General features: G+C 27.6%; 15 protein-coding genes. 3 read left to right on the top strand and 12 right to left on the bottom strand.

The window, feature by feature from the left end; genetic code table 11:
- Positions 1–2 precede the first annotated feature (2 nt).
- From A2J15_RS02440 to pheS, 10 genes are all read right to left on the bottom strand, one after another.
- A complete protein-coding gene (locus tag A2J15_RS02440) occupies positions 3–1,934 on the bottom strand; it encodes an ABC-F family ATP-binding cassette domain-containing protein (RefSeq protein ID WP_066778333.1) in 1,932 nt (643 codons plus the stop codon).
- A gap of 2 nt (positions 1,935–1,936) precedes the next feature.
- Positions 1,937–3,226 carry a sensor histidine kinase gene (locus tag A2J15_RS02435; protein ID WP_066778337.1) on the bottom strand — a complete coding sequence of 430 codons (1,290 nt, stop codon included), beginning with the start codon at positions 3,224–3,226 and terminating at the stop codon, positions 1,937–1,939.
- A complete protein-coding gene (locus tag A2J15_RS02430; RefSeq protein WP_066778338.1) occupies positions 3,220–3,882 on the bottom strand; it encodes a response regulator transcription factor in 663 nt (220 codons plus the stop codon). Before A2J15_RS02430 ends, A2J15_RS02435 begins: the two co-directional genes overlap by 7 nt.
- The gene (serA, locus tag A2J15_RS02425; protein ID WP_066778340.1) at positions 3,869–5,452 is read right to left on the bottom strand and encodes a phosphoglycerate dehydrogenase; all 1,584 of its coding nucleotides are present in this window, start codon (positions 5,450–5,452) and stop codon (positions 3,869–3,871) included. The genes A2J15_RS02430 and serA overlap by 14 nt, the downstream gene beginning before the upstream one ends.
- Positions 5,449–5,943 (bottom strand): hypothetical protein, encoded by a 495-nt coding sequence (locus tag A2J15_RS02420; RefSeq protein ID WP_066778342.1) that lies wholly within the window; start codon positions 5,941–5,943, stop codon positions 5,449–5,451. The genes serA and A2J15_RS02420 overlap by 4 nt, the downstream gene beginning before the upstream one ends.
- Positions 5,943–7,613 (bottom strand): 30S ribosomal protein S1, encoded by a 1,671-nt coding sequence (locus A2J15_RS02415; RefSeq protein ID WP_066778344.1) that lies wholly within the window; start codon positions 7,611–7,613, stop codon positions 5,943–5,945. Before A2J15_RS02415 ends, A2J15_RS02420 begins: the two co-directional genes overlap by 1 nt.
- Before the next feature lie 106 nt (positions 7,614–7,719).
- Positions 7,720–8,556, bottom strand: a complete 837-nt coding sequence (locus A2J15_RS02410; RefSeq protein WP_066778346.1) for a 4-hydroxy-3-methylbut-2-enyl diphosphate reductase — start codon at positions 8,554–8,556, stop codon at positions 7,720–7,722.
- On the bottom strand, positions 8,546–9,829 hold the full coding sequence (aroA, locus tag A2J15_RS02405) for a 3-phosphoshikimate 1-carboxyvinyltransferase (protein ID WP_066778350.1): 1,284 nt from the start codon (positions 9,827–9,829) through the stop codon (positions 8,546–8,548). The genes A2J15_RS02410 and aroA overlap by 11 nt, the downstream gene beginning before the upstream one ends.
- Complete coding sequence (gene pheT, locus A2J15_RS02400) at positions 9,826–12,147, bottom strand: phenylalanine--tRNA ligase subunit beta (RefSeq protein ID WP_066778352.1); 2,322 nt, start codon at positions 12,145–12,147, stop codon at positions 9,826–9,828. Before pheT ends, aroA begins: the two co-directional genes overlap by 4 nt.
- Entirely contained in the window at positions 12,144–13,136 is a 993-nt protein-coding gene (gene pheS / locus A2J15_RS02395) for a phenylalanine--tRNA ligase subunit alpha (RefSeq protein ID WP_066778356.1), read from the bottom strand. The genes pheT and pheS overlap by 4 nt, the downstream gene beginning before the upstream one ends.
- 122 nt (positions 13,137–13,258) lie before the next feature.
- Here pheS and A2J15_RS02390 point away from each other — a divergent pair, with 122 nt between their 5' ends.
- The gene (locus A2J15_RS02390) at positions 13,259–13,624 is read left to right on the top strand and encodes a histidine triad nucleotide-binding protein (protein ID WP_066778358.1); all 366 of its coding nucleotides are present in this window, start codon (positions 13,259–13,261) and stop codon (positions 13,622–13,624) included.
- A 28-nt stretch (positions 13,625–13,652) separates the two neighbouring features.
- Here the strand turns inward: A2J15_RS02390 and A2J15_RS02385 are convergent, their stop codons facing one another.
- A complete protein-coding gene (locus A2J15_RS02385; protein WP_066778360.1) occupies positions 13,653–14,219 on the bottom strand; it encodes a DJ-1 family glyoxalase III in 567 nt (188 codons plus the stop codon).
- 255 nt (positions 14,220–14,474) lie between these two features.
- On the opposite strand from A2J15_RS02385, the gene A2J15_RS02380 reads away from it, so the two are divergent.
- Together A2J15_RS02380 and A2J15_RS02375 are read left to right on the top strand one after the other, a co-directional pair.
- The gene (locus A2J15_RS02380) at positions 14,475–15,218 is read left to right on the top strand and encodes an amino acid ABC transporter permease (protein WP_066778362.1); all 744 of its coding nucleotides are present in this window, start codon (positions 14,475–14,477) and stop codon (positions 15,216–15,218) included.
- Positions 15,211–15,939, top strand: coding sequence for an amino acid ABC transporter ATP-binding protein (locus tag A2J15_RS02375; RefSeq protein WP_066778364.1), 729 nt, complete (start codon positions 15,211–15,213; stop codon positions 15,937–15,939). Before A2J15_RS02380 ends, A2J15_RS02375 begins: the two co-directional genes overlap by 8 nt.
- Positions 15,940–15,969: 30 nt before the next feature.
- On the opposite strand, the gene A2J15_RS02370 is transcribed toward A2J15_RS02375, so the two are convergent.
- On the bottom strand, positions 15,970–17,436 hold the full coding sequence (locus A2J15_RS02370; RefSeq protein ID WP_066778366.1) for an alanine/glycine:cation symporter family protein: 1,467 nt from the start codon (positions 17,434–17,436) through the stop codon (positions 15,970–15,972).
- Positions 17,437–17,476: the final 40 nt, after the last annotated feature.

Genomic DNA, 17,476 nt, shown 5'->3' with positions numbered 1-17,476 from the left:
TTTTACAAATTCTCACTTTTTTCTAATGTTAAAAAATATTCATTTTCTAAAATTTCAAGCTCTTTTTGAGTTTTTTCAAGTTCTTCATAAAGCTTATTAATGCCTAATTCTTGATATAATTTAGGATCGGATAGATTGTGATTTAATTGTTTTATTTTTTGCTCTAAAAAGTCTATTTTTTCAGGATGATTTTTTAAAATTTCATTTTCTTTATAGCTTAATTTTTTAGATTTTTTTTCTTTTTTATGGTTTTGTTCTTCTTGTTGTTGAAAATCTAAAATAAAATGATCTAATTCTTGTATTTCTTTTTCCTTTTCAAGATACTCTGTATAAAGAGTGTGCAAGATATTAATATATGCTTTTTCTTCAAAAGCATACAGTTTTGTTGCTATTTTATCAACAAAATACCTATCATGTGATACTAATAAAATAGCCCCTTTAAAATCAAGTAAATATTCTTCTAATACATTAATAGTATTTATATCAAGATCATTAGTTGGTTCATCTAAGATTAAAACATCGTATTCTTTGGTAAAAAGCAAAGCTAAAGCTATACGGTTTTTTTCACCTCCGCTAAGTAAAGCAATACTTTTATCTAAAAATTCCTTAGGAAATAAAAAATTTTTTAAATACCCATAAACATGCATATTTTTACCACGAACTTCAACCCTATCCCCTCCATTGGGACAAAAAATTTCAAGTAAGGTTTTATCAGCATTGATCAAATTTCTAGCTTGATCTAAATACCCTATTTTTATTTCTCCACGCTTTATATCTCCACTATCTTGCTTGATTTCTCCTAAAAGAATTTTTAAAAATGTTGACTTTCCACAACCATTTTTTCCTACAATAGCAATACGTTCTCCTTGTAAAATACGTGTTGAAAAATTATTAAAAAGATTTTTCTCTCCCATGCTTTTAGTGATATTTTTTAATTCAAAAAGCATTTTTTTACGATTGCCTACTTTTTCTCCATTGAAATTTAAACTTGATCTTGAAAGTTCAAGTTTTAAGCGCTTAATTAGGGCTGGATTTTTCTTAGCTTCTTCACGCATTTTAAAAATACGTTCTTTGCGCCCTTCATTCCTTTTAAGTCTTGCTTTAACACCACGTCTAAGCCATTCTTCTTCACTTTTTAATTGTTTTAATAAAACCTCATGACTTTTAGTAAGACTTGTTAAAATATGTGTTTTTTTCTCTAGATATTGCGTATAAGCACCATTGAAAACACTTAATTTTCCCTGATCAATTTCTACGCATTTTTGGGCTAAAGCATCAATAAAATACCTATCATGAGAGATAAAAATAACACACATTTTAGATTTTTGTAACAATTCTTCTAAAAAATTTGTCATGTAAACATCTAAATGATTTGTTGGTTCGTCTAATAATAAAATATCAGGGTTTTTAAGCAATAATATACAAAGTCCTATACGACGTATCTCGCCTCCACTTAAAGTTGATAAAATACGATTTTCATATTCAAGAAGATTAAATTCTTTTAATACGCGTGTGATTTTAGATTCTATATTCCAAGCATCTTTAGCATCAATTAAGCCCATGAGTTCATCCATTTGCTTAAGATAATCTTTATTTTGAGGGCTTGTTTCTAATTTTTTATGTAAAAGATCATATGCTTTTAGAGCATTATAAATTTCTTCAAGTTCTTGTTTTATAGCTTGTTTGACACTTAAATTTGCGTTAAAATCAACTTTTTGAGAAAACATAGCTATACTTTTTCCATTTTGCTTTATCACTCTACCGCTATCTGGGTTAAGTGTGCCTAAAAGTATTTTTAAAAAAGTAGATTTGCCTTCACCATTTTTTCCTATAACGGCAATTTTTTCTCCTTCATGAGCACTAAAATTAACTTCATTTAAAACTATTTTTTCTCCAAATCTTTTTGAAACATCTATTAAATCTACAAGTGCCATTTTTATCCTTGATTGAGTTTAAAACTAAAGCTAGAACCATAACCTAAAGTACTTGAAATTTCAAGATAACTTTTGTGTATACTTAAAATTTTTTTCACTAAAAATAAGCCTAAACCAAAGGAAGTATCACTTTTTACATCAATTTTATAAAATTTTTTAGTGATAAATTTTAATTTATCTTTTTGTATACCTTTTCCAAAATCTTGTACCGTGATTTTTTGATTTTTTGCTATTAAAATAACTTCTTTTTGGCTATATTTTAAAGCATTAGAAAGTAAATTTATAATCACTTGTTCGATTAAAAACTCATCAGCTTGAACTTTTGTACTTTCTCCTTGCAATATTACTCTTTCAAAACCTGGATTTTTAATAATTTTTTCACATAAAGAAAAAAGATCAAATTCTTGCATTTGTAAGGCTTCACTATTAAGATTAAAAACAAGGTTAAGTTTATGGGTTAAGGTGTTTAATTTTACACTTTGACGCGAAATTTTTTCCAATAATTCAATCTTTAATGTTTCATCTTTTAAATTAGGATCTTTAAGCATTTCTAAACTAAGATCTATAACACTTAGTGGATTTTTAAGTTCATGTGAAATTGCTGAAATCATACTAGCAAGTTGGATATTTTTTAATGCGATTTTATCGTCTTGCTTTTTATTTTTTTGGGTATTTTTTAAAATTTTTTCTTTAGTTTTTAATAGCTTATCATTAAGTAAGCCAAATTCTTTAAATATTCCTTTTTCTAATTTAACAATTTTATGACTATTTATAGAATCTAAAAAATCTAAAATTTTATTAAAGCTTGTTGTTATTTTTTTACCCAGTAAAACCATTAAAATACATATAAATAAAATACATATTCCAAAATTCATGGCTATACTTAATAAAAACAATTCTAAATTGCCAAAGCGAGGATAAACTATGATAATGTATTTATAATCTTTATAAATGAAACTTTTAATAAGAATTTTTTGTGAATTAAAATTTAAAATTTTTTCTTCTTTAAGTTTTAAAAATAAATCAGGATTTTTTACAGAACTTATGTTAGTATCTTTTTTAAAAATAATAAAATCAGCCCTAGTATCTTTGGCAAATTTTTCAATATTGGTGTTATTTAAATGTGGTAAAAGAGAAAATTTTAAAACATCATCAAGACTTTTGATTTTTTGTTCGTATTGTTTTAAAAGTAAAAAATCAAGATAAGAATCAGTAAAAATATAAAAAGCAGAAGTAAAAATTAAAGTTAATAAAATAAAAAAAATTATAAAAACATTCTTAGTTTTTAACATAATTTATAACCAATACCCCTAACACTGATAATATGATTTTTTAATTTTGGAAATTTATTTCTTAATCTTGTTAGAGCAATATTAATCGTTTTATCACTTGTAGTATCATCTTTCCATACATTTTCACTTAAAAATTGTCTTGTAAGCAAGATATTTGGGTTTTGAAAAAAGCATTTTAATAATTCATAATCAAGATTTGAAATTTCTAATTTTTCATCTTTGTAAAAAAGATCATAATTGATTAAATCTAAAACAAATTCATTAAAAACAAGTTTTTCTCTTTCTTTTTTATAGCGTTTTAAAATAGCCTTAATACGTAGCAAAAGCTCATTAAAATCAAAAGGTTTGTAAATATAATCATCACAACCGCCTTCAAAACCCTCAAGTAAATCTTGATGCAAGGTTTTAGCAGTAAGAAAAATAATAGCTTCTTGATAACCTTGCTTTCTTAAATTTTGAATTTTATTTAAAGAATCCCCGCTTGGTAAATTCCTATCGATAATTAAAAGATCAATTTGATTTTCATCAAGCAAATCTTCAACCCCTTTAAAATCTAATAAAGATATAACCTCATATCCATTATTTTTAAGTTTTAAAACAAGCAGATCGTTTAAATCTATATCATCTTCTATGAGTAAAATTTTAAATTTCGACATATTGCACAAAGACACATGCTTCTATTTTTCTTAATTCTTCTAATATCGCTTCTTGAATTTTCTCATCTAATAAAACCACAGCTAAAGCATATCCAAATCCATCTCTGCCAAGTCTAAAATCAGCTATATTAATGCTTTTAGCTGCCAATACAGAACTGATTTTGGCAATCACACCTGGTATATCTTTATTTTTAAAAATGATCATTTTGCCTTTTGGCTTAAAATCAGTTTTAAAACCATTTAAACTTACTATACGTTGATCATTATCATTAAACACTGTTCCTGAAACACTGATATTTGAATTTTCTGTGATAATTTTAACATTGATTTTATTATTATAACCACTATTAGGAAGAATTTCGCAAGATAAATCCACACCTTTTTCTTTAGCTACAAATTCTGCATTAACATAATTAATTCCTTCTCCTAGAATACGACCTAATGCTCCAACAGTTGCAAATGTGAGCATAGAATTAATATATTCGCTAATAATACCCTCAGATTCTAATTTAATACTTTTAATAGGATTTTTATCAATTTGAGCAGCTAAAAAAGCCATTTTAGAAACAAGTTCTATATAAGGTGCAACAAAAGGTGGTAAATCTTCAGTTTTAATCGGTAAATTTAAAGCATTAGGATAAGCTACTCCACGTGCAGCATTAAGAGCTTGTTCGCAAGCTTGTCTTGCTATATTATCTTGACTTTCTAGGGTATTAGCTCCAAGATGAGAAGTAAGTGAGACATTTTCAAAGTCTAATAAAGGATGGTTTATTGCAGGTTCTTTTTCAAAAACATCTATACCAAGCCATGCTATTTTACCGCTTTTTAGCCCTTCGCACAAAGCTTGTTCTACATATAAACCTCCACGAGCACAATTAATTAATCTTATATTGTCTTTCATTTTAGCAATTTCTTTTGATCCTATCATACCGTTGGTTTCTTGAGTTTTTGGAGTATGGATAGTAATAAAATCACTTTTTACTAAAATTTCATCTAAAGTTTTTGCTTGTTCCATATCTAAATCTGTGATTTTAGAAGAAGGGATATAAGGATCATAAGCTAAAATCTTCATACCAAAAGCTTTAGCACGGATAGCTACTCTTGAACCTATATTTCCAAATCCTATAATACCTAGGGTTTTATTCATTAATTCTATGCCATACCATTTTTCTCTTTCCCATTTTCTTTCAATTTTTAAAAAATTATGAGCGTTTACAAAACTTCTTGCTGAACTTAAAAGATGAGCCATGGTAAGTTCTACAGCTGCTATAGTATTTGCAGTAGGGACATTCATCACAATAACTCCACGTTTAGAGCATTCTGCAATGTCAACATTATCTACACCTACTCCAGCGCGTACAAGAGCTTTTAATTTTTTTGCATGATTTAAAAAGTTAACATCAACATCAGTGGAACTTCTAGTAATAGCAACTTCAACATCATCAAGCATTTTCATAAGATCATTTTTTGAAACCTTAGCAGCTTCTATAAGTTCTATATCTTCCGCATTTCTTAAAATTTCTATACCTTTATCTAAAATGGCATCACAAACTATAATCTTTTTTTTCATAGCCAAATTTCCTTTATTTGTGTATTTATTTTATATTTTTTTAATTCTTGTATAATATCATTTATAAGTTTTTCATTACCCGTATCTAAAAAGATTTCTGGACTACTTCCTGAATTTAATAAAAAATATTTTACATGGAAAGAATTTAAAGTTTGTCTTAAACAAAACATAGAATAAATATCGTATTTTCCAATTACAAGTTGATAATATTTGCTTTTTTCTTTAAGTTCACTTGTATCAGCATTAAAATAAAGAGTAAATTTTTCTGCTGCTGGAGTAAAATCTCTTACAGGCCATTTAGCCAGTTCTTCTTGCCAAGAAAGATTTTGATTGGTGTTTTTATTCGGGGCATTTTGTTGAGTATTGATATCTTTAGCAAATTTAGGAGTAAAATTTGCATTAACTTTAAATTTCCAAAGTAAAAGAAAAACAATAGTAAGTAAAATGAGTAACAATGTACTCAAAATACTTATAATAACATATTTTTTCATTAAATCAATTGATCTTTAATGATATCACCTAAAGTTACTTTATCGTCATTATTGATTTCGTTTAAAACTTCTCTTTCTTTTATTTTTACCAGATTTTTAACACTTAGGCGAATTCTATTTTTCTTTTCATCTATAAAGATAATAGCTGCTTCAATACTATCATTAATTTTTAAATTTTCAAAAGTATTAGCACTGATATCTTCTTTATGAATTAAAGCATCAACATTTTTACTTAATTCTACAAATACACCAAAATCTTTAATATCACGAATATTGCCTTTTACAATATCCCCTATTTTATGAGTTTTAGCATATTCTTGTACTGGAGAAATACTTAGCTCTTTTGTACTTAAAGATATTTTTTGATTTTCTTGATCTATTTTAATGATTTTTACTTTAATTTCTTCTCCTGAAGAAAATTTGTCTTTGCATTTATCATTTCTATCCCAAGAAGCATCTTCATTATGTAACAAACCTTCTATGTTGCCAAGTTTTACAAAAGCACCAAAAGAGGTTATAGAGGTAATTTTTCCTTTTACAATATCTCCTATTTTATGAGTTTTTATAAATTCATCAAAAGGTTTAGAAAGTAAATTTCTTAAAGATACTCTTAAGCGTCTTTGATTTGGATCAATTTCAATCACTTCTACATCAATTTCTTGCCCTTTGTTGATATAATCTTTTGGATTTTTAATATTTTTATCCCAAGAAATTTCACTAATATGTAAAAATCCTTCTATATCATTACCCAAATCAACAAAAGCTCCATAAGGTTCTATATTTGAAACAATAACTTTGATAGTATCTCCTACTTCAAGAGTATCTTTAATTTCATTCCATGGATCAGGTAAAGCTGCTTTTATAGATAGCGATAAATGTTTACGTTCTTTATCGTATTTTATAACCTTAACAAAAACCTTATCCCCTTCTTTGTATAAAATTCCAGGATTTACAGGTCCTTTATAAGAAATTTCACTATAATGTACAAGTCCATCAATACCACCGACATCTACAAACATACCATAGGTAGTAATTTTTTTTACAATACCTTCGATTAGATCTTCTTTTTGAGCTATATTATTAATCAATTCTTTGCGTTTTTTTCTTTCATCATCCAAGATTTTTTTACGAGAAACAATAATACTTTGTTCTTTTTGATCTATTTTAATGATTTTAACTTTAAAAGTTTTGCCTATAATATTATTTGATTCTTTAAAGCCATATTGGGATTTTGGTAAGAAAAATTCTACATCATTTTCATCAACTACTATTAATCCGCCTTTATTTTTACTTACTACTTTTACATTAAAAATATCTTCTTGATTATGCTCGTAAGTATTAATAAATTCTATAGCTTTTTCTTTTCTTAAGGCTTTTTTATGAGAAAGTAAAGATCTACCACCACGAGAACCTATAATGGCAACTTTTATCTTATCTCCTGTTTTAAATAATAAATCACCCTTGCCATCTTGTATTTCATCAAGGGCTAAAATACCTTCAGATTTTTTACCTATATCTATATAAACTTCATCATTTTTAATTTCTACAATTACACCTTCTGTTGTAGACTCTTCTCTTGATTTGTCGAAAGCTTCTAAAAGTTGTCCAAAATCTTGATCTTCAAGATAATCATCTATATTGCTTTGAACTTTTGTGTTCACCTCTCTCATCATGGTCCTTTAAAATAATTTTACAAATTTAATTATTTTACCTTATTTTTCTTTAATTAGTGTTAATTTTTTAAATTTTTAGCTTTTTATTTTAAAGAAGCATGTTTTATGATACTGTTTGAAAACTTTTAATACGCATTATCACCTTTTGTATGATCCAATCAGGGGTGCTAGCGCCTGCGCTAATACCACAATGTTTTTTATTTAAAAACCATTGTGGCTGCAATTCATCTTCTGTTTCTATTAAATAACTATCTTTGCAATTTGTTTTTGCAATTAAAAAAAGTTGCTTAGTATTAGCCGAATTTTTACCCCCTACAACAATCATTACATCACTTTTTAAAGAAAGTTCTTTTATAGCATCTTGATTTTTAAAGGTTGCATCGCAAATAGTGTTAAAAACTCTTACTTCTTTAACTTTAAGTATTAAAAAATTAACTATTTCCATGAAATGTTCAGGTTTTTTGGTCGTTTGACTTACTATAGCTATTTTAGAAGGAAGTTTGATGTTTTCAAGTTCTTTTTTATCTAAAACAACATAAGCTTTGGTATTAACATAACTTTTAACTCCTTTAACCTCAGGATGGTTTTCATCTCCAAAAATAACTACTTCATAACCTTCTTTACTCATTTGTTCACAAATTTGTTGAGGCTTTGTTACAAAAGGACAAGTAGCATCAAAAATTTCTATATCTTTTTTTTTCAATGCTTCTAAATCTTGTTTAGTAATGCCATGAGTTCTTATAATGGCTTTTTTTTCATCACTTAAAGCTTGTATGCTTTCTAAGGTTTTAACATTAAAATTCTTTTGTAAGCGAGAAATTTCTTGATTATTATGGATAAGCGAACCTATAGTGGCTGCATCTTTAATTTGTTCAGCTTTTTTAATAGCTCTTTTAACTCCAAAACAAAAACCATAATTTTTTGCCAATTCAATGATCAATTTTAACTCCTAAATTTAATAAAATTTCTATAAAATTAGGAAAGGAAGTTTTTATACACTCACTCTCATCAATTTCCATCCCACAAAGCAAACCCAAAATAGCAAAACTCATAGCAATACGGTGATCTCCATAGCTTTTAATCTTTGCTGCTTTAACTTCACCACCTATTATTTCAAAACCATCTTCAAGTTCTTTAGCATTTATACCACAAAGTTTTAAATTTTCGACCATAACTTTAATTCTATCACTTTCTTTAACCCGAAGTTCTTGAGCATTTTTAAGTGCGGATGTGCCTTTAGCTAAGGCAAAAGCTATAGCTAAGGCTGGAGCTTCATCTATAAGCCAAGCTATATTTTTTTCAATTGTTATGGCGTGCAAAGTGCTAGATTCAGCTATAATTTCTCCTATAGTTTCAAAATTATTTTGAGTAATATTTATAGTCAATTTAGCACCCATTTTTTGTAAAATTTTATAAGCTTGTATACGAGTAGGATTGAGTAAGATATTTTTTAATATAATTTTTGAATGAGGTACAATAATAGCTGCTAAGGCAAAATAAAAAGCAGATGAAGGGTCGTTAGGAATGACAATATTTTGAGCTTTTAAAGGATTTTTTAAAGGACTTATTTCAAGATTTAAACCATTATTGGTAATTTTTATAGGTGCTTTCATAGCTTTTAGCATATTTTCACTATGATTTCTACTAAGAAAATTTTCATGAAAGGTGCATGTATTATCTGATTTAAAAGCAGCTAGTATCATAGCAGTTTTAATTTGAGCAGATGCAATTTTGCTAGTATAATTAAAAGATTTTAGGTTTTGTCCTTCTATACAAAGTGGAGCTAAATTTGCCCCATCGCGTCCATAAATTTTAGCTCCTATTTCTATAAGAGGTTTACTTATCCTTTGCATAGGACGTTTATTTAAGTACTTATCTCCACTTAAAACAAAAAAGCCTGAAACTCCTGCTAAAAATCCCATCATTAAACGCATAGCAGTTCCTGAATTACCGCAATCTAAAACACAATTTGGAGATGCAATTTCACAAGGTGGAGTAATATTTACACAAGTTCCTTGACATTCAACCTTAGCGCCAAGATTTTTTATGATTTGAAGTGTATTTAAAGTATCTTCAGCTAAAAGATAATTTTTAGCTTGATTTTGCCCTTGTGTTAACAAGGAAAAAATACCAAAACGATGCGATATGCTTTTATCTGCTGCTATATTTTGAAGTTCAGCATTAATAGGAGTTTTTATTTGATAAATTTTCATCTTAAATTAAGACCTAATTCTTTAAGACTTTGTATAATTTTATCTATACATTTTGCAACTTGATTATCATCAAGAGTTGTATTTAAATCTCTAAAGGTAAAATTGATAGTTATGCTATAAAATTCTTTAAGATTTTCATCATTATAAATATCTACTAAACGAAAATTTTCAAGTATTTCTAAATTTAAATTTTGAATACAATTTTTAATTTGATTGTATTCAAAATTTTTAGGTATTAAAATACTAAGATCTCTAGTAATAGCCGGGAATTTAGAATAAGGTTTAGCAATTTTAAAATCTGGTTTAATAAGATCTAAATTAAGTTCGCAAATATAAGTTTTTGGTAAATTTCTTGCATTTTCTATTTTTAAATGCAAACGACCTATAAAACCTATTTTAAGATTGGCAATATAAATATCTGCTTGCTCATAGGGACTTAAAATATCATATTTTGAAGCTTTTAATTTAAAATCACCTATAATATTTTTAATATCTAAAAGAAAATCATAAAATTGTACCATCGGAGGTTTTGCTTTATTAGAAATTTTAGCTTCTTCTTTTAAACCTGAATGGATAAATGCTATATGATTTAATTCTTGATTATTACTATTAAAGACAGTTCCAAGTTCAAATAATTTAATAAGTTTTTTAGAATTTTTTGCATTTAAACTAGCTGCGTTTAATAAATGATTTAAAAGCGTTGTTCTTAAGGTATTAAGTTCAGCTGTTATGGGATTTACAAGTTTCATTTTAACAAGATCAAATCCTAAATTTTTAAGCTCTTCTTCATTATCTAAAATATAGTGTAAACTTTCAAAATAACCATTAGCTACGGCTTTTTTTCTTAAATTGACATAATCTATATAATTTTTATAGGTTGTATTAAAACGATTTTTTTCTATGAATTTTAAACCCTTAGAAGAAATATTATCAATACCTATAATCCTTATAACTTCCTCAGATATATCAGATAAATTTTTTATATCAGGACGATGCAAAGGTGCTTTAACATTAACAAGTCCGTCGCCTGAAAGTATCAATTCAAAACCTAATTTTTTTAAGATTTTTAAAATTTCATCCTTATCAATGTTTTGTCCTATTATATCGCTAATACCTTCAACATTTAAAGATATAATAGGAGCTTGTTTATTAGTTACAATTTGTTGAGAAGAACTATAGATAATAAAATTTGGAATATGTTCAAAAATACTTAATAAAAAATCCATACCTAAACTCAATCTAGGTTCACTTCCTCTAAAACTTCTATAAAGTGTTTTTTCATCTTGATTTTTATGATGCATTTTAGCTTCTGCAATCACTAATGGATCAGTATAATTAGCTTCTATGATAACTATTTTAGAATCATTTTTACATTTACTTGCATCATTTTGAAAGATTCCGCTAAAGCTTAAAAGCTTATCTTTGCAAGATACTTTTGTTTCTCCATGAGCTTCTTTGTTTAAAACTATAGTAAATTCTTCACCTTCGCTAGAAAATGAACTTAAATCATAAGCATTAAAAAGCACTCCGGTTGAATGCGTTGCGTAATTGAGTAAATTTTCTATGGCATTGTTACTTAAATTTTCAATTTGGGCAAGTCTTAAACTGAGTAATAAATTTGTTTGAATAGCTTCTTTAAGTTCTACAGCACGATAATTATAAAGTCCATTAAGTTCTTTATCTGCTGCTAAACGTAAAATTCTACCTATGCCCAAAACATTTTCACTTTCTTTAAAAGCTTTTGGTTCTTTTAAATTTAAATTTAAAGCTGTAGCCAAATCACGAGCAATTCCATAAATGCTTAAACAATCTCCTCTATTAGGTGTTAATTCTACTTCTATTAATCCATCATTAAAAATTTCATAAGTGTTTAAAGCTCTTCCAAGTTCTAATTTTCCTATACTTTCATCTAAAACCATAATACCATTATTGATTTTACTAAAACCTAATTCTGTACTAGAACATAGCATACCGCAAGAACTAACCCCGCGTAATGTTACTTCTTGTATTTGCATATTATTTGGCATAATAGCACCTTTGCTTGCAACTGCTACAAACTGTCCAGCATCAACATTTGCAGCACCACAAACAATTTGCAAAGTTTCACCACCTATGTCAACTTGACAAATGCTTAATTTGTCAGAATTTTCATGGGAAATTTTTTCTTTAACATAACCTACTACTATTTTATCAGGTGCTTTTAAAACTTTAATTTTATTAACTTCTATACCTATACAATTAAGCGTTTTTGCTATTTTTTCTAAACTTATATTTTCAAGTTCTAACCAATCATTTAACCAACTTTTAGTAACTATCATCTAAATTGCTCCAATAATCTTAAATCACCTTCAAATAAAGACCTTAAATCAGGAATTTGATGTAAGAGCATAGCAAAGCGTTCTACTCCAAGCCCAAAAGCATAACCACTTACATTTTCATATCCTACAAAATTATATACATTAGGATCTACAATTCCACATCCTAAAACTTCAAGCCAACCTGTTTGCTTACAAACTCTACAACCTTTTGCTTTGCAAAATATACAAGAAATATCAACTTCAGCAGAAGGTTCTGTAAAAGGAAAAAAACTAGGACGAAAACGAATTTTTACATCTTCAAACATATGGTATAAAAAATCTTCTAAAATATTTTTTAAATTAGCAAAGCTGATTTTTTGTCCTTCTTCTACTACAAGTCCTTCAACTTGATGAAACATAGGAGTATGAGTGATATCAAAATCCCTTCTAAATACTGCACCAGGAGCTATCATTCTAATAGGTGGTTTTTGTGCAAGCATGGTACGAATTTGCACAGGAGAAGTTTGCGTTCTTAATAATCTTTTATCATCAAAATAAAAAGTATCTTGCATATCTCTTGCAGGATGCGATTTAGGTAAATTTAATGCTTCAAAATTATGAAAATCATCTTCTATTAAAGGACCTTTTTCTACGCTAAAATTTAAATTAACAAAATACTCTATGATTTTATCCATAGTACTCATAACAGGATGTAAACCACCACTTGTAAGATTCTCATCAAAATAATTAAAATCTTGTATATCTTGTTTCATTTCTTTTTCTAAAGCAAGATTTTCTAAATTTTTAAATTTTAATAAATAAGCTTGATTAAAAGCTTCTTTTTGAGTGTTTAAATGAGCAGCAAATTCTTTTTTTGCCTCACCTTCTAGTTCTTTAAGTTTTGTAAAGTTTTGTGTTAAAATACCTTTTTTTCCAAGAATAGAAACCCTAAGAGCTTCTAAATCGTTTAAATTTTCACATTTTTGAATTTGTTCAATAAAATTTTGCAATTTTCTACCTTAATAAAATATTTTTAAGTATTAATTTTATTAAAAACTATTTTAAATTCAGCATAAAAACCAAAGTTTAAAGATATAATTGTATCAAAATAACACCAAAGTGAGGATAAATCATGCAAGAAAAAACGATTTTTGAACTTATAATCGAAGGCAAAGTCCCGTGCAATAAAGTACTTGAAGATAATGATTTCTTAGCCTTTCATGATATAGCGCCTAAAGCACCTATACATATACTTATAATTCCAAAAAAACATTTTAAAGACTTTCAAGAATTTGATCCAAAACTTATGGCAAAAATGACAAGTTTTATACAAGAATTAGCCATTCTTCTAGGAGTAGATAAAAGTGGATACCGTTTAGTAACAAATTGTGGAAAAAATAGCGGACAAGAAGTTTTTCATTTACATTTTCATATGCTTGGGGGTTTTGAATTGCCTAAAGAAAACTCAACTAAAGAAAACCCTCAAGCCTTATTTTAAAATAAATAGTAGTTAAACTACTATACAATCATTTTGTTAAAGGTACCAACATAGCATGATATAGTTTTTCATAAATTGCATCACCGCATAATTGCTTAGCTAATTCTAACCCAAAAAGTATAGCTGTTGCAGGTCCTGCTGAAGTAATGATATTTTTATTTACACAAACAGCTTTATTAACACGACTTCCTTTAAGTCCTCTTTCACAACCTGGATAAGATGCAAACTTACCCTCTAAAACTCCTGCAGCATCTAAAACTATAGGAGAAGCACAAATAGCACCTATGAGTTTAGATTGAGCATGAAGTTGTTTGATGATATTTAAAATAGCACTTGAATTTTTAAGATTTAACATGCCATTTAAACCACCTGCTAAAACAATACCATCTAATGCTTGTACATTAATATCATTTAAAGAATAATCTGCTTTAATATTAATGCCATGAGCACCCTTAACTAACAATTCTTCATCTAAGGAGCTAATTAGTACTTCTAAATCGCCACTTAATTCACTTGCTCGCTTTAAAACATCAGCAATACCGATAAATTCAGCTTCTTCAAAACCTTGTGCTAAAGGAATTAATATTTTTTTCATTTTTTATCCTCCTTTTTTATTTGTAAATTTCTTTCTCTTTTTTTATTTTTTTCTATCATTTGATGATTAAAACCTAAAACTAAAAAAAAATATTAACAATGCAAAAGCAAGTAAGATAATAAAATCTAAAATTTTCATAAATACAACCTTATTTTGATAAATTTTAACACGTTTTTATAAATTTTTAAAGAAAAATCAAAGATATTTTTATAAAATCTAAATTTTTAAATAAATTTAACATAAAAAGGTCCTAAATTGAATCAAAAAAATATAAGAATTTTTGTTTTTTTTACTATTATTATTTTATGGGGATATTTTTCTTTTCCTATAGAGATATTAAAAATACAAAATTCTAATGGAACAATAACTTATGCTTTTACACAAAACGCAAAAGCTTATTTAATAAGTTATTTTATAACGCTTTTATTAACTGCTTGTGCAGTTATCATAGGAGTACTTGTTGGTTTTAGTTTAGCTATTTTACGTTTTTCTAAATTTAAAATACTCAATTTTATTATTGATGAATACATAGATATTATACGCGGGACACCTGTGATTTTGCAATTGATGATTTTTGCCTTTGTTATTTTCACTTTTATAGACAATCTTTATGCAGCCATTCTTGCTTTAGGGCTTAATAGTTCAGCTTATATTGCAGAAATTGTAAGAAGTGGGATTAATAGCGTTGATAAAGGACAAATGGAAGCTGCGCGTGCCATGGGGCTTGACTATAAAACTTCTATGAAAGAAATTATTTTACCTCAAGCAACAAAAAACATTTTACCTGCACTAGCTAATGAATTTATTTCTTTATTTAAAGAAACTTCAGTTGTAGGATTTATTAGCGTAGTAGATATTACTATGCAAAGTCAAAGTTTACAAGCTATACTTTATAATCCTAAGCCTATTATTTTTACCGGACTTGTTTATTATGTAAGCGTTAAAATATTTAGTTATTTTGCTAAAAAACTTGAATTTAGGGTGAATAAAAATGATTAAAATTAAAAATTTAAATAAAAAATATGGAGATTTACACGTATTAAACAATATCAATACTACTATTTCCAAAGGAGATGTTATTGCCATTATAGGTCCAAGTGGTGGTGGAAAAAGTACGCTTTTACGTTGTATTAATCGTCTAGAATTAGCTCATAGTGGAGAAATTTTAATCAATAATCAAAATATATTAAATAAAGAAAGCGATATTAATACCATTAGGCAAAAAGTAAGTATGGTTTTTCAACATTTTAATCTTTTTGCCAATAAAAACGTTATAGAAAATTTATGTTTAGCCCCTGTTAAAACAGGAATTTTAACTCAAGAACAAGCTCTAGAAAAAGCAAAAACACTGCTTAATAAAATAGGATTAAGCGATAAAGAAAATATCATGCCACATAAACTTTCTGGAGGGCAAAAACAACGCATTGCCATTGCAAGAAGCTTGATGATGAATCCTGATGTGATTTTATTTGATGAGCCCACTTCAGCACTTGATCCTGAAATGATAGGTGAGGTTTTAAGCATTATAAAAGATCTTGCTAAAGAAGGTTTAACTATGCTTGTAGTCACTCATGAAATGGGTTTTGCACGCAATGTTGCTAATCGTATTTTTTTTATGGATAAAGGTCAAATAGCTGTTGATGCTAAACCTAAAGAAGTTTTTCAAAACCCTAGCAATGAAAGATTAAAAGAATTTTTAAATAAAGTCTTAAATCATTAATTCATAAGCTTTATATAAAGCTTATGAATTTTATTCCCAGCATTGAGCATTTTTAATACCTAGCTTGCTAGCGCTAAATTGAGGATCTAAGCCTTTTTTTTGTTGATCGTTAAAATCTTTTAAAACCTTATTAACTATACCCCCTAAAAGCAATAAAGAAATGATATTAGTTATTGCCATAAAAGCCATGGTTAAATCTGCCAAATTCCAGGCAAATTTTAAATTCATCTGTGAGCCTATAAAAATCATAGCTACTGCACTGATTCTAAATAAATTCATGATTAATTTAGAATGGGTTAAATACTTCACATTAGCTTGAGCATAATAATAATTTCCTATTAAAGAAGTTATTGCAAAAAGAACTATAGCAAGGGTAATAAAATGAATCCCAAAACCACCATAATATTCACGCATAGTTTCTTGAATCAAAGGCATACCACCTTCTATTTTGCCTTCACCAAATCCCAAATAAGCCATAGAAAAAAGCACTAAAAATCCTGAACTTGTACAAATAATCACATCTATTAAAACTGAAAAAGATTGAATAAGACCTTGTTTAACTGGATGACTTGTTAGGGCTGCTGCAGCTGCATTAGGGGCTGAACCCATGCCTGCTTCATTAGAAAAAAGTCCTCTTTTTATACCTATAACTAAAGCAGATCCTGCAAAACCACCAAAAATAGCTTTAAAATCAAAAGCATTTTCTAAAATCATATGCACAACCAAAGGGATCTTATCAAAATTGATTAAAACCGCTATGCTAGCAAGTAAAATATAAGCTAAAGCCATAAAAGGAACGATTAAAGAACTTATTTTACCTATTTTAGTATGATGAGAAAAAAACATCCAAGCGCCAAAAAGAGTTAAAATAATACCAATGATTATAGGCCAGGAACTGGATGCAAAATCTATACTAGCATTAGGATAAAACATATCATAATAAACCTTAAAAGAAAAAGTCATTGTTTGACTTTGAAGACCATTAAAACCATAAGCATAGGTGATAATAAGTATAAAAGCAAAAAAAGATCCAAAAAAATGTGAACCTAAAGCTTTTTTAATATAATAAGCTGGTCCACCTTTAAATCCTCCTGTTTTATCTTTGGTTTTATAAATTTGAGCTAGAGTGCTTTCAGCAAAGGCTGAAGCACCTCCAAAAAATGCCATAACCCACATCCAAAACAAAGCACCAGCCCCGCCTGTAGTTAAAGCTAAAGAAATTCCTGCAATATTTCCTATACCTACCCTAGAAGCAGTTGAAATCATTAGTGCTTCAAAAGGAGAAATATGTTCTTTTGAATTTTGTGTATTTTTTTCTGTAAGTATTTTAAAGACAGATCCTAGCATGCGAAATTGTACAAAGCGAGTTAAAAAACTGTAATAAAGTCCACAGATTATAAGCAAAACCACCATAATAATATCTGTATTAGGGACAATTTTATTTGCTATAAGATCAGACATTTTATTGGTATAATTTAGCAAAATTTCTAAATTCATCCAAACTCCTTAAAAAAATAATATTAATTTTACTTTAACA

Source organism: Campylobacter hepaticus, from assembly GCF_001687475.2.
Lineage (GTDB): Bacteria > Campylobacterota > Campylobacteria > Campylobacterales > Campylobacteraceae > Campylobacter_D > Campylobacter_D hepaticus.
The sequence above is the reverse complement of the archived record's forward strand: the minus strand, read 5'-3'. Positions and strand labels throughout refer to the sequence as shown.